Below are 13826 nucleotides of genomic sequence, written 5' to 3'. Positions count from 1 at the left end.
GCGCCATGCAAAAAAAAACGAATTCACAGTTAGAATTCATCATCATTATGGCGTGCTTAATGTCGCTCGTTGCACTTTCCATAGATGCGGTGCTTCCTGCGTTAACTAGTATAGCCGTAGACATTCATAGCACAAATACTGCAGATACACAGTTACTAATTACCATGATATTTCTGGGTTTAGGTTCTGGCCAATTAATTGCTGGACCGCTTTCAGATAGTTTAGGCAGAAAACCAGTCGTTTATGGAGGATTTATCATTTTCGCCATGGCTAGTATTATTTGCGTGTATGCCCAAAGTTTAGAGTTGATGATTCTAGGTCGTATTTTGCAAGGCATTGGTTTGTCTGCTCCCAGAACCTTAAGTATTGCCATGGTTAGAGATACCTATGAAGGCGATTATATGGCCAAAATAATGTCTTTTATTGTTTCTTTATTCATTCTGATTCCTGTGATAGCGCCAACTTTAGGAAAACTAATGTTAGACAATTTCGGATGGCAATCTATTTTTACAAGTCAACTATTATTTGGCGGATTGGTAATGGTTTGGTTTAAAATAAAACAACCAGAAACCTTAAAACTAGCCTATAAAAAACCTTTTCATCTTTCTATCTTTAAAGAAGGTTTTATCGAGTTTTTTAAACATAATGATGCCATAATTTATACAGTTATCAGTGGTTTCACTACTGGATCATTCATGGTGTTTTTAGGAACGTCTCAACACATATTTCAAAAGCAATACAATTTAGTCGATGAGTTTCCTTATTTATTTGGCGCTATTGCGCTTGCGGTTGGCTTTGCTACCTTTATAAACGGAACGGTCGTTGTAAAATACGGAATGAAGAAGCTAGTACGTTTTTTCTTAACCGTATTTACCGCAGTGTCTTTATTTTATGTAATTGTTTTTTATCAGCAAGTAAACCCACCAATTATTGTTTTGGTCATTTCTTTTATGATTCAGTTTTTTGCAATCGGATTTTTATTTGGAAACTTACGTTCGTTAGCCATGCAACCCATCGGTCATATTGCTGGTGTTGGTGCAGCCATCAATGGGTTTGTTTCTACCGTAATGGCAGTACCTATTGCATTTTTTGTAGGACTTTATGTGGTGGATACAGCCTATCCCCTTTTCTTAGGATTCCTGTTTTTCGGAAGTACTTCCATCTTACTGTTATTTTTAACACGTAAAAAGGTAAATTGATCACCGCTTATTTTTTATAAAAATGATACAATTTACGGGAGTATCTTCATCGATTTATTTCTGTGGATGTTAAAATCGTTATCTGCTACATACTTTGCGTATAAAAATTGTAATCCTTTAAAACGGTATCAATAAAATCCTTATCGCTTTTATGGACAGATTTTATTCCGGTGACTTCTAAAATTTTTGATCGCAACTTTATTAAGGTTTTGTAATCATTCTGCTTCATAGAAGTGTAAAATGTTTCTTTGATAATGCGCGCGTCATTATCTGATAATGCAATCACATTTGGATATGTAGGGACATAATTATCTTGAATATCCTCTAAAATAGTTTGCGAAAATTGCACATCGTCCTTTAAATGAATCACAATAGTATTGGCAATGATATCACCAAAACGCTGATTTTTATCGGTAAACATAATCAAAAAGAAACCGATTAATTTTCCAAAAATAAAGATTAAAACGAGTAAACGATACTGTTCTGATAAGCCTAAGGATGCCACATAAACAAACAGTAAGGTAAACAAATTAAAGTCTATAATTCTTAAAAACCATCGTATGATATAATCGGTGATTGATGGTTTAAAACCATCCACGTTAATCACTCTAATTTGTACTATTTTTTTTCCTAAGGTTTGGCCGTTCATTAAAATTTCTGAATACAACGAATAGAAGGTTATCGGCACTAAAAATAAAACTTCCATCGCTTTGATACTCCAACTGTCACTGGTTATGGACTCATCGAACATGCTAAACCCAAACAATTTATAAGCAAAATAGACATAAGAGAACTTGATTACATTGTCTATCACAAAAGCTAAAAGTCGTTGAAATGCATTCGCAACCTTAAATTTTATATGAACATTTTGTGCTGTTTTTATTTGGACTGTTTTCATGCAATGTTTAAATTCGCTCTAAATGAGAGAGGTCGCTTTTATAAAGCAAAATAAAGAAAAATGGCTTGAATTTGAGCAAGGATTTTCGAATAAAGAGAAAAAAAGTCCAGATGACATAGCCAATCTGCATATAAAAATCATGAACGATTTGGTATATGCTCAAACCTATTATCCAAAAAGTAAGGTTACGGCATATTTAAACAAACTAGCAAAAACCAGCTTTGACAAGGTATATGACTCTAAAAGAAGCGATAAAAATGTAATTCTTTACTTTTTTTTAGACCAAGTACCACTGCTCTCTTTTAAATACAGAAAATATTTTTACATCTCTTTTATTTTTTTCTTTATCTGTTTTTTTATCGGATTATTATCAACGTTTCATGACGAATCTTTTGCTAGGCAAATTTTAGGGAATAGTTATGTAGACCAAACATTAGAAAATATTGAAAGTGGCGATGCCATGGCCATTTATAAAGGTGGCAGTAATTGGGGAACTTTTATCGGTATTTATAACAACAACCAAAGAGTTGGCTTAAATATGTTTTTATCCGGGATATTTTTAGGCATCGGTACCGCGTTTTATATTGTGATAAACGCTATTATGGTGGCGGTTTTTCAGGCATTTTTTTATCAACAACATAGCTTTTTTGATAGTTTAAAAGGAATTTGGATTCACGGAACCTATGAAATTTTCGGAATTATCATAGAAGCGGCGGCTGGTTATATTATTGGTGCAAGTATTTTATTTCCAGGTACTTTAAAACGTTTTGAATCTTTTAAAAATGGAATCAGAGATGCTTTTTATATTTTCATTAGTACCGTTCCGTTTACTTTGATGGCAGCTTTTTTAGAGGGCTATGTAACACGATATTCCAATATAATGCCCACCCTATTTTGTTTTGCCATCATTGTATTTTCTTTAATTTCAATTAGTTACTATTATTTAATTTTACCATTTATAGTGGCAAAAAAACACGGAATTCGATAGATGAAAAAAAGCATCACTTCCCTCCTTTTCATGTGTATACTTTTTGTCTATGCACAAGAAAAAACGTTGGATTCTAGAGAAAATTCGGGAGACACTATTGCATATCATAAAAATAAATCGATTAGCAAACCAAGGACTTTTAAAAAAGATTTAAAAGAGACCTACAACGGTAAAGACTTTGTATATCAGGAAAATAATCCTAATAAAAAGGTTTCTATAAACAATTCATTTAATTTGGGGATTTTCGAGTTTTTTATCTTTTTTATGCAAACTATTTTTCCGTTTCTTTTAGGGGCCTTTATCATCTTTATCATTCTAAAAGTGTTGTTAGGTTTTGATGCTCAATTTTGGAAACCTTCTAAGAGATCAAAAAAAATAACGGAAACTCTAATTTACGAAAACGAAAATCTTCATGAACTTCATTTAGAAGGGTTATTAAAGCAAGCATTAGAAAACAAGAATTTCAGGTTGGCAATTCGGTATTACTATTTAACTTCTTTAAAAATATTATCGAACAAAGAAATGATTTCCTATCATAAAGATAAAACGAATTCGGCATATCTTTCTGAAATAGAAAATAGGGATATCAAAAATCAGTTTTCATATTTATCTTATGTATACGCTTATGTTTGGTATGGAGAATTTACTTTAGATGAAGCGAGTTTTATAAGAGCTCAACATAAGTATCAATCTTTTTTAAAATCTTTAGTTTGATGCGGTTCCGAGATAATTTTAAAATTTTCTCAATTCGAGTGAATTTTATGTTTATAAAGCATAAAATTTGTATCGAGGATCCTAATTTTAACTTACAAATTGTTCTCGATACCATTTTTCGTTCCTCAAAATCACTCGAACTGATAACTTCAAATAAAATAAAAATAGTATTCAAAACTTTTATATTCATTACTACGCTTCTAATTCTAAGCAGCTGTAATAAAACCAATTGGAATGAAAACTATCGGGAAAAAGAGAAAAGTCCTTTTGGAACGTATATCATTTACAATGAGATGGATGCACTTTTTGAGAAGGAAGAAGTTGTGTACTTAAAAGATAATTTTTATGATTATTTAACTAAGAATTATAAAACGCCATCAGCAAATTTTGGAACCTATGTTTGTATCAAAAATGATGCGTATAAGTTAACCGCAGACGGTATTGATACATTGCTATCTTTTGTTGCAAACGGAAATCATGCTTTTCTATCTCTGAATGAGTTCAGTGAAAATTTAAGAGAAAAGTTAGAAATTACCACGAATGATTTAGACAAAAATACATCTTCAATAAAAGCTTTAAAAGGTGAGTTTTACTTAGAGGATGCTCATTTTGAGAATCAACTTTTTACCTTTGATAGAAATATCAGAAGGCATTATTTTATCACCTATAACGAGAACAAAACCATCGTTTTAGGCTCCGCAAAAATTGATGGAGAAAAAGTGCCTAATTTTATGAAAATATATCACGGAAAAGGAGCAATTTATGTGCATTCAAATCCTGTGGTGTTCACAAATTATTATCTTTTAAAGGACAAAGAGGCGTATCTAGAAAATGTGTTTTCTTATGTGCCTTCTTCTACAATTTTTTGGGATCCGCAGATAAAAAAAAGTGAGCATTCCAATCAACCCGATAAAGACAATCCATCGGTATTTAAATTCTTTTTGCAACACAAAACCTTAACGTGGTTTTTGTTTGTTTCTTTAGCAGGTGTCTTATTATTTATGCTTTTGAATGCAAGAAGAAAACAGCGACCAATTCCTATGATTCATCCTTCAGAAAACACCACGGTGGCGTTTACGCAAACCATTTCTAGCTTGTATTTAAAAGAAGAAGATCATAAGAATTTAGTAGATAAAAAGATTACTTTTTTTTTGGAGAAAGTAAGGACCAAATACTTGCTAAACACCAACAATTTAAACAAAGATTTTATTCATAATTTAGCTGCAAAATCAGGCAATGAAATTCAGAATACAAAATATTTAATCAATACAATGATCACTTTAAATAAAAGGTCAGAATGTTCTGAAGAAGAACTCTTTGTGCTATTTAAGATGATTGATAATTTCTTTAAAAAACAAGAAAATGGACATGCCAAATAATGAAACAAATTCAGACAATTTAGAATTTGAAAATAGAATCAATTTGTCTGAATTGCAAGACGCTGTTTTTCAAATTAAACAGCAATTACAAAAGGTCATTGTAGGTCAAAAACAAATGATGGATTTACTTTTAGTAGCGCTACTGGCAGATGGTCATGTGCTTATTGAAGGGGTTCCTGGCGTAGCAAAAACCATCACAGCAAAACTAATTTCAAAAACGATTGATATTGGTTTTAGTAGAATTCAGTTTACACCCGATTTAATGCCTTCTGATATTTTAGGAACCTCGATTTTTAATGTAAAAACATCAGAATTCGAATTCAAAAAAGGACCTATTTTTTCGAATATGATTTTGATTGATGAAATTAATAGAGCCCCTGCAAAAACACAAGCGGCTTTGTTTGAGGTCATGGAAGAAAAACAAGTTACTATGGACGGCAAAACCTACAAAATGGAAGAGCCTTTTGTGGTGTTGGCAACTCAAAACCCCATAGAGCAAGAAGGAACCTATAGACTGCCCGAAGCGCAATTAGACCGATTTTTGTTTAAAGTAATTATCGAATACCCGAATGCTGAAGAGGAATTAGAAATTATTATTAGAGAACATGCCTTAGAAAATACCGCCAAAATAAGTAAGATTGAAACGGTTATTAAAGGAGCTAAAATTGTAGAATTTAGAGCTTTGGTGAATCAAATAAAGATTGAAGAAAATTTATTAAAATATATTGCGAATGTTGTGGTGAATACGCGCTCTAATTCGTTTTTATATTTAGGAGCTTCACCAAGAGCCAGTATTGCAATTTTATCAGCCTCAAAGGCATTTGCAGCGATTGAAGGTAGAGATTTTGTAACACCAGAAGATATTAAAAGAGCTACAATTCCGGTTTTACAACATCGGGTGATTGTGACGCCAGAAAGAGAAATGGAAGGCGTAACGAGTACACAAATTATAGAACAGATTATTGAGGCGGTAGAGATTCCGAGGTAGATTTTTTTCTGTCATTCCTGTGCAGGCAGGAATCTTACTAGTAAGAATTGAAAAGAAATAGGTTCCTGCTTTCGCAGGAATGACAAGTCAATATTTATACGAATAAACAATTAAACATATCCATATTTAATCGCTTGAAAAATTTTTACAATACTTTATTTTTAAACAATCGGTTTTTCTATTGCTTATCGGCAATAGCTACCTTGTTTGTCATTGGCTTTTTTGCTCCTTTCTTTTTTGAGTTGTCTAAAGTGCTGCTGTTTATGTTAATTATGCTCACCTTGATTGATGTTTTTATTTTATATCAAACTAAAAAAGGAATTAAAATTGATCGGAATTTACCAGAAAGACTCTCTAATGGCGATGAAAATAGAATTTCTCTTTTAATTAAGAACGAATATCCTTTTGTAGCACATATTTCACTTATTGAAGAATTGCCTTATCAATTTCAAAAAAGAGATTTTATTTTTGAACAACAAGTACAAAAGAAGCAAGAAAAAACAATTTACTATTTTGTAAGACCCACCGAAAGAGGTGTTTATTCTTTTGGCTTTTTAAATGTATTTGTGAATTCAGCTTTAAAATTAGCCACTAAAAAATATGTTTTGTGCGAAGAAAAAGAGCTAAAATGTTATCCTTCTTTTTTAAAATTAAGAGCGTTTCATATGAAATCTTTTCAAAATTCATCTACTGCTGTCGGAACTCGAAAAGTAAGAAGAATTGGGAATTCTTTGGAGTTTGAACAAATTAAAGAATATGTTTCTGGTGATGATATCAGGACTTTAAATTGGAAAGCCACTGCAAAGAGAAATCATTTTATGGTAAATCAATATGTAGAAGAAAAATCGCAATCTGTATATACTATTATTGATAAAGGACGGGCTATGCAAATGCAATTTAATGGTTTAAGTTTATTAGATTATGCTGTAAATGCAACGTTGGCAATTAGTCATATAATTTTACGAAAACAAGATAAAGCAGGCATGTTGTCTTTCTCTACAAAACTAGAAGATTGGGTGGTTGCAGAAAGAAGAAGCTCTCAAATGAGTTTAATTTCTGAAGCATTACATGCGATTAAAACCAATTTTTTAGAACCTGATTTTAGTACATTATATGCGGTTGTAAAAAGAAAAATTACCCATAGAAGTTTACTTATTTTATTTACAAATTTTGAAACCATAGATAGTTTAAACAGACAACTCCCCTATTTAAGAGCGCTAGCAAAAAATCATTTACTATTAGTTGTATTTTTTAAAAATACAGAATTAGACATGATGATCGATGCAAAGGCAGAAACCATTCAGCAAGTATATGACAGTATTATTGCTGAAAAATTTATGTACGAAAAGAAAAGAATTGTAAATGAACTTAAAAAATACGGAATTCAATCTGTATTGACCAAGCCAGAAGATTTAACTGGAGATAGCATCCAAAAATATTTAGAATTAAAATCTAGAGGACTTTTTTAAAGTGTTATACTCATTATTCTTATAAATAATTGCTTGTTAATTTTAATCTTTAAATCACTTAAAGTCAGTTGTTTCCTAAGATATTAGTTGTCAATTCGAGCGCAGTCGAAATATTCTAATAGTTCTGGACTGCGCTACCATTGACGTTTTTATTAAATAATTGTTTTTCAATGATTTAAAGGTCGGTTAAAGTTACTTGTATTTTTACGATTATTTTGCAATTCAGTATATTTAAAACCAATTTACGTCATCTTCTACGCTTGTAATTTTTTTTTCTTGGGTCTCGAACTGACAGGGTGTGTAATCAGTCTTAATAAACCGATTGTCACTTCGAGTGAAATTTCTTTTTCGGAAATTTTGTATCGAGAAGCTTTTAATTTCTATTTACTTCTTTACTTCTAAAATGTTCTCGATACAATTTCAATGAAAAATTGAAATCACTCGAACTGACACTTGGATTTACTTTAAAAATCGAAATCTAAAACCTAAATACTTTTGTTTTTAGAAGGAATTCAAAAAGGATACAACGGCTAAGTGTCCAAAGCTTGTCCTCAACTTGATTGGGGAACTCAATAATAAGTCTGGACACGATATTGAAATCACTTGTAGAATTCAAGAAAAATAAAAGTAAGTCTTGACTTTTGGTGAAGCCTGTGCTGAACTAGATTCAGTATTCATCAATGGAAAAGAAAAGAAGAATAAAAGAAAAATATACTTTTAACTAGTTTATGTAAAAACATTATTAGGGTTTTTTAAACTAAAAGATTGCTTCAATCGTGCCTCTTTCGCAATGACGTGCTGCCCCTAGAACCGTCATTGCTAATAACGAAGCTATCTCTTTTTTGGATATGCTAAATCAAAAGATTGTTTTTTGGTATATAGTTCTCAATACAATTCCGATGAGTTCTCGATACAATTTCAATGAGTTCTCGATACAATTTCAATGAAAAATTGAAATCACTCGAACTGACACTTGGATTTACTTTAAAAATCAGAATCTAAAACCTAAATACTTTTGTTTTTAGAAGGAATTCAAAAAGGATACAACGGCTAAGTGTCCAAAGCTTGTCCTCAACTTGATTGGGGAACTCAATAATAAGTCTGGACACGATATTGAAATCACTTGTAGAATTCAAGAAAAATAAAAGTAAGTCTTGACTTTTTGTTACTTTTTGGTCAAGCAAAAAGTAAAAACATAAAAAAGAACGCTATGTATTAGTGTATAACAGAGCAATCAATTTAAAGAACCTTTTTGATGAATATGAAATTGCTACCCGTATTTCACTTCAATAAATTAGAAAATTAAACTCCAATTTTCGACCTACCATTGAAGTTTTTATTAAATAATTGTTTTTCAGTGATTTAAAGGTCGGTTAAAGTTACTTGTATTTTTACGATTATTTTGCAATTCAGTATATTTAAAACCAATTTACGTCATCTTCTACGCTTGTAAAAATTTTTTTCTTGGGTCTCGAACTGACATTCGTGAAACATATATATTTAATTCGAAGTAGCTACTGACGGCTATCTAATTTTTTAAACTTTCCCAATTTCCATCATATGTAATGGTACTTCTGTGACTGCTATTCACCGTAAATCTACATGTTTTATTTGCAAATAAGGTTAAAGAAATTCTTAAGCTTTCTGTTTTAGCATTCAACCAATATTCAAGTAGATACTTATTTTTTTTGGCATTAAAAGAGGTCTTAACGCGATCAGGTTTTCCTTTGAATTGCAGACCAGTCTCTGTTCCATAACCATTTGCAAAACGTCTTTCTCCATAAAAAGGCATATCTAAAAATACACTATCATTTTTTATTGTAAAATTATTTTGAATATTTATTAAGCTAATATTTGCCAAATTACTGCCAGGAGGTAATAATTTTTCAATGCCCCTTACATTTGCAAAGGCAACAGGAGATGCAGAATTTGCAACAATTGTGAAATTTTTATCTAAAACTGTTTTTCGCATAGATTCAATTTCAGCAAGCGCGGCAGTACTTTTACAACTATAAATATTTACTATTAAAAGTGATAAAAGTAAAAATCGGAATTTTAAAAACATAAATTACTGATTATAAATTACTTAAAATTACATAAAAAGAATTAGAAATTTGATAAATAAATCATAATTTTTTACCGGTAAAATAGTAGTACTTTTATCCCTTTTAAAATCCTTATGAATTTAGAAATTATTTTTGAAGACGAATATATTCTTTGTGTAAACAAACCCAATAATGTTTTGGTACACCATGCTTTTCTCTCAAGAAATGTGGCTCATGAAGCTTCATTATTACAATTAATTGACCAAGAATTACACATAAAAGTATACCCTATTCACCGATTAGATCGGAAAACTTCAGGGTTAATTTTATTGGCTAAACAAAAAGAAATTGTTTCAAGATTTCAAGAATTATTCACGTCTCATAAAATTCAGAAAACATATTTCGGTGTAGTTCGTGGTTTTTCTCCGGATACAAAAATTATAGATTCTCCTGTAAAAGGTCGTGATGCGAATGTGCATAAAGAAGCATTAACACATTTAAAAACATTAGAAAATGTTGTACTTAATATCCCTGTAAAACCTTATGATTCTTCACGTTATAGTTTAGTTGAATTTTTACCTCAAACAGGAAGAATGCATCAATTAAGAGTACATTCTAATAAAATTAGTCATCCTTTAATTGGTGATGCAAAATATGGCGATAAAAGCCATGATGTCATGTTTGATGAAAATTTTGGTTGGAAAAATCTTTTTTTACATGCTGGGAAATTAGAATTTATACATCCCTTTTCATCAGAAAAAATGATTTTGAAAGCATCCTTTCCTACGGATTGGATTTCGTTGTTTGATACATTTAAATGGAAAAACCCTCTTGTATAATAAAGTGTTTATCTTGAGTTGTATCAAAAAAAAATATAAAAATTAACAAAACGCTGTATTCCAATTATTGTTCAATGGATTGGGAATCAAACCCAACCAATTCTCCAGCTTCAAACATCGGTGAAACCTCAATAGGATTGCAACAAACTTCGCAATCTTCAATATAAGTTTGATGCGTAACACTTACATCTAATATCATTGAAATTTCTTCCCAACAATACGGGCATTGAAAAAAATGTTCTAATTCCAAATTTTATTCTTCGATTACTTTTAATACTAATTTTCCATTTTTATCACCAGAAAATAATCTGTTATAGGTTTCATGAAAGTTTTCTATGCCTTCATAAATATCTTCTCTAGATTTCAATTTTCCCTGTTGCATCCAAATTCCCATTTGTTTTGCAGCTTCTCCAAACTTCTTCGTATAATCCATCACCACCATTCCTTGCATGGTGGAACGTGTTACCAATAAGGATAAATAATTACTGGGTCCATCAATTTTAGACTTGTTATTATATTGAGAAATTGCACCACAAATGACAACTCTAGCATGCATTCTTAATTTACTTAAAGCTGCATCTAGTATTTTTCCGCCAACATTATCAAAATAAATATCAATTCCTTTAGGACATTTTTCTTTTAAAGCGGAATATATATTTTCAGACTTATAATCAATGGCTGCATCAAAACCCAATTCGTTCACCAAATAATCGCATTTTTCTTTTCCGCCAGCAATTCCGATGACAGTACAACCTTTAATTTTAGCAATTTGTCCTACAATACTTCCAACAGCACCCGCGGCACCCGAAACTAGTACAATATCGCCTTCTTTAACTTTACCAACTTCCGTAATTCCGAAATAAGCAGTCATTCCGGGCATTCCTAAAGTCCCGATATACATGGGCATTGGTGCTAAACGAGTATCAACTTTATACCAACTGTCACCATTTGTAATCACGTATTGCTGCACACCACCCCAACTTGTTACCACATCTCCGATTTCAAATTTTGGGTTTCCATTATTTTTAATCACTTTACCAACAGAACCAGCTCTCATCACATCATTGATGGCAACTGGCGGAATGTAAGATTTAGAATCATTCATCCAACCGCGCATTGCAGGATCTAAAGAAATATAGTGCTGTTCTACTAAAATTTCTCCTTCTTGTAATTCGGGAACGGGATTTGTTTCTAATTGCCAGGTATCTTCCGTTGGCACTCCAACAGGGCGTTTTTTAAAAATGATTTGTTTGTTATTCATGAAAGAATTTTTAAGTCTGAAATCAAATATACTTAATAATTTTGTAAATCTTGAATTGCCTTCATTAAGACGGATTTTCCTAAATATTGCTGTTCTAAATCAGATTGAAAAGGAATTGGCGTTTCTAAACTGGCGACTCTTTTTACAGGTGCGTCTAAAAATTCAAAACAATTTTCGGTAATTAATGCGGAAACATCACTCGCAATACCGCCAAATAAAGAATCTTCTTGTACAATTAGTATTTTTCCTGTTTTTTTTGCGGATGAAAAAATAGTTTCGGTATCTAAAGGTTGTAAAGTTCTTAAATCAATTACATCCGCAGAAATTTCGGGAACGTTTTCTAAAGCTTCTAAAACCCAATGAACTCCTGCTCCATAACTAATAATCGTCATTTCTTGTCCTGTTTTTAAAATCGCTGCTTTCCCTATTTCTGTAGTAAAATACCCTTCTGAAACCTCTTGATATACAGACCTATACAAACCTTTGTGTTCAAAAAATAAAACAGGATTTGGATCTTCAATGGCACTTGCTAACAAACCTTTTGCATCTTGTGGAAAAGCTGGATACACTACTTTTAAACCTGGTGTATTCGTAAACCATGCTTCGTTGGTTTGGCTGTGAAATGGCCCTGCTCCAACGCCGCCACCACAAGGCATTCGTATCACAACATCTGCATTTTGGTTCCATCTATAATTAGATTTCGCTAATAAATTTACAATGGGATTAAAACCTGAAGAAACAAAATCTGCAAATTGCATTTCCATCACTGATTTTATTCCGTTTATAGACAAACCATAAGCAGCAGAAACAATCGCAGATTCACAAATTGGGGTATTCCGAACCCGCTCTTTTCCAAAAGCTTCTACAAAACCATCTGTGATTTTAAAAACGCCACCATATTCAGCAACATCTTGTCCCATAATAACGAGGTCATCGAATTTTTCCATGGACAATTTTAATCCGTCAGAAATGGCATCTACAAAACGAATTTTATTTTTATTGGAGGAAGCAGTTACTTCTTTATATTCGTGCATTTTAAAAACATCATTGAGTTCCGTTTTTATATTCGGAATGATTTTTTCTTCATCAAAAGCCATTTGAAGATGTTCATTTATTTCATGAACGATTTCTTCTTTATATAAAATTTCAATCTCTTCTGTTAGAATTCCTTCGTTGATTAAATACTCTTGATAATTTTCTAACGGATCTTTTGCCGCCCAAAAGTCTAACAACTCTTGCGGGACATATTTTGTGCCACTTGCCTCTTCATGACCACGCATTCTAAATGTTTTAAATTCTATTAAAATAGGTCTTGGATTTTTACGCACACTTTTGGCAATTTCATCTACTTTAGTATAGACTTCTAGAATATTATTTCCATCAATAATATGGCTTTCCATTCCGTAGCCAATTCCTTTATCAGCAATATTGATACATTTAAATTGTTCTGAAGATGGTGTAGACAAACCATAACCATTATTTTCAACACAAAATAAAATAGGTAAATTCCATACAGAAGCTACATTTAAAGCCTCATGAAAATCGCCTTCACTAGTACCACCTTCACCTGTAAAAACGGCACAAATTTTATGGTTATTTTTTAATTTATTTGCCAAAGCAATTCCGTCTGCAATTCCTAATTGCGGACCTAAATGAGAAATCATTCCTACAAGATTGTATGCTTGCGTTCCAAAATGAAAACTACGGTCTCTACCTTTTGTAAAACCATTCATTTTTCCTTGCCATTGAGAAAATAATCGATGCAACGGAATATCTCTTGTGGTGAAAACGCCTAGATTTCTGTGCATTGGCAAAATATATTCATCGTTTTCTAACGCACTAGTAACACCGACTGAAATAGCTTCTTGCCCAATGCCCGAAAACCATTTAGAAATTCTTCCTTGACGTAAAAGAATTAACATCTTTTCTTCTATCATACGGGGTTTTAACATTCTTTTGTATAAAGAAAGCATTGTAGTTTTATTGATTGATGAATTTACAGTATACTCAATTTTAGTGGTCATAAATTATATATTTCATACTTAT

General features: G+C 31.7%; 12 protein-coding genes. 7 read left to right on the top strand and 5 right to left on the bottom strand.

The window, feature by feature from the left end; all coding sequences use genetic code 11:
- The first annotated feature begins 5 nt into the window (after window positions 1-5).
- The gene (locus tag K8354_RS06000; RefSeq protein WP_223446290.1) at window positions 6-1199 is read left to right on the top strand and encodes a multidrug effflux MFS transporter; all 1194 of its coding nucleotides are present in this window, start codon (window positions 6-8) and stop codon (window positions 1197-1199) included.
- 85 nt (window positions 1200-1284) lie between these two features.
- Here the strand turns inward: K8354_RS06000 and K8354_RS05995 are convergent, their stop codons facing one another.
- Window positions 1285-2097 (bottom strand): RDD family protein, encoded by an 813-nt coding sequence (locus K8354_RS05995; protein WP_223446288.1) that lies wholly within the window; start codon window positions 2095-2097, stop codon window positions 1285-1287.
- A 22-nt stretch (window positions 2098-2119) separates the two neighbouring features.
- Between K8354_RS05995 and K8354_RS05990 the strand changes: the two genes are divergently transcribed.
- From K8354_RS05990 to K8354_RS05970, 5 genes are all read left to right on the top strand, one after another.
- Window positions 2120-3085 (top strand): stage II sporulation protein M, encoded by a 966-nt coding sequence (locus K8354_RS05990; protein ID WP_223446286.1) that lies wholly within the window; start codon window positions 2120-2122, stop codon window positions 3083-3085.
- Window positions 3086-3799, top strand: a complete 714-nt coding sequence (locus K8354_RS05985) for a hypothetical protein (protein ID WP_223446284.1) — start codon at window positions 3086-3088, stop codon at window positions 3797-3799. It abuts the gene before it with no gap.
- 47 nt (window positions 3800-3846) lie between these two features.
- On the top strand, window positions 3847-5178 hold the full coding sequence (locus K8354_RS05980; protein WP_223446282.1) for a DUF4350 domain-containing protein: 1332 nt from the start codon (window positions 3847-3849) through the stop codon (window positions 5176-5178).
- Window positions 5162-6166: an AAA family ATPase gene (locus tag K8354_RS05975; RefSeq protein ID WP_223446280.1), complete on the top strand. Its 1005-nt coding sequence runs from the start codon at window positions 5162-5164 to the stop codon at window positions 6164-6166. Before K8354_RS05980 ends, K8354_RS05975 begins: the two co-directional genes overlap by 17 nt.
- A 134-nt stretch (window positions 6167-6300) precedes the next feature.
- Window positions 6301-7635 (top strand): DUF58 domain-containing protein, encoded by a 1335-nt coding sequence (locus K8354_RS05970; RefSeq protein WP_437440121.1) that lies wholly within the window; start codon window positions 6301-6303, stop codon window positions 7633-7635.
- Window positions 7636-9163: 1528 nt separating this feature from the next.
- Here the strand turns inward: K8354_RS05970 and K8354_RS05965 are convergent.
- Window positions 9164-9700 carry a DUF4251 domain-containing protein gene (locus tag K8354_RS05965; RefSeq protein WP_223446278.1) on the bottom strand — a complete coding sequence of 179 codons (537 nt, stop codon included), beginning with the start codon at window positions 9698-9700 and terminating at the stop codon, window positions 9164-9166.
- A 114-nt stretch (window positions 9701-9814) separates the two neighbouring features.
- On the opposite strand from K8354_RS05965, the gene K8354_RS05960 reads away from it, so the two are divergent.
- Entirely contained in the window at window positions 9815-10519 is a 705-nt protein-coding gene (locus tag K8354_RS05960; protein WP_223446276.1) for a pseudouridine synthase, read from the top strand.
- Window positions 10520-10583: 64 nt separating this feature from the next.
- Here the strand turns inward: K8354_RS05960 and K8354_RS05955 are convergent, their stop codons facing one another.
- The 3 genes from K8354_RS05955 to K8354_RS05945 are packed head-to-tail and all read right to left on the bottom strand — an operon-like array spanning window position 10584 to window position 13804.
- Window positions 10584-10769, bottom strand: a complete 186-nt coding sequence (locus K8354_RS05955; protein WP_223446274.1) for a CPXCG motif-containing cysteine-rich protein — start codon at window positions 10767-10769, stop codon at window positions 10584-10586.
- Window positions 10770-10772: 3 nt separating this feature from the next.
- The gene (locus K8354_RS05950; RefSeq protein WP_223446272.1) at window positions 10773-11780 is read right to left on the bottom strand and encodes an NADP-dependent oxidoreductase; all 1008 of its coding nucleotides are present in this window, start codon (window positions 11778-11780) and stop codon (window positions 10773-10775) included.
- A 32-nt stretch (window positions 11781-11812) separates the two neighbouring features.
- Entirely contained in the window at window positions 11813-13804 is a 1992-nt protein-coding gene (locus tag K8354_RS05945; RefSeq protein ID WP_223446270.1) for an alpha-ketoacid dehydrogenase subunit alpha/beta, read from the bottom strand.
- Between the last annotated feature and the right edge of the window lie 22 nt (window positions 13805-13826).

This window comes from Polaribacter litorisediminis, from assembly GCF_019968605.1.
Classification (GTDB): domain Bacteria; phylum Bacteroidota; class Bacteroidia; order Flavobacteriales; family Flavobacteriaceae; genus Polaribacter; species Polaribacter litorisediminis.
The sequence above is the reverse complement of the archived record's forward strand: the minus strand, read 5'-3'. Positions and strand labels throughout refer to the sequence as shown.

Excerpts from the sequence above, each read along its gene's own strand:
- K8354_RS06000 (WP_223446290.1), top strand. The coding sequence starts at position 6 with ATGCAAAAAAAAACGAATTCACAGTTAGAATTCATCATCATTATGGCG.
- K8354_RS05995 (WP_223446288.1), bottom strand. The coding sequence starts at position 2,097 with ATGAAAACAGTCCAAATAAAAACAGCACAAAATGTTCATATAAAATTT.
- K8354_RS05990 (WP_223446286.1), top strand. The coding sequence starts at position 2,120 with ATGAGAGAGGTCGCTTTTATAAAGCAAAATAAAGAAAAATGGCTTGAA.
- K8354_RS05985 (WP_223446284.1), top strand. The coding sequence starts at position 3,086 with ATGAAAAAAAGCATCACTTCCCTCCTTTTCATGTGTATACTTTTTGTC.
- K8354_RS05980 (WP_223446282.1), top strand. The coding sequence starts at position 3,847 with ATGTTTATAAAGCATAAAATTTGTATCGAGGATCCTAATTTTAACTTA.
- K8354_RS05975 (WP_223446280.1), top strand. The coding sequence starts at position 5,162 with ATGGACATGCCAAATAATGAAACAAATTCAGACAATTTAGAATTTGAA.
- K8354_RS05965 (WP_223446278.1), bottom strand. The coding sequence starts at position 9,700 with ATGTTTTTAAAATTCCGATTTTTACTTTTATCACTTTTAATAGTAAAT.
- K8354_RS05960 (WP_223446276.1), top strand. The coding sequence starts at position 9,815 with ATGAATTTAGAAATTATTTTTGAAGACGAATATATTCTTTGTGTAAAC.
- K8354_RS05950 (WP_223446272.1), bottom strand. The coding sequence starts at position 11,780 with ATGAATAACAAACAAATCATTTTTAAAAAACGCCCTGTTGGAGTGCCA.
- K8354_RS05945 (WP_223446270.1), bottom strand. The coding sequence starts at position 13,804 with ATGACCACTAAAATTGAGTATACTGTAAATTCATCAATCAATAAAACT.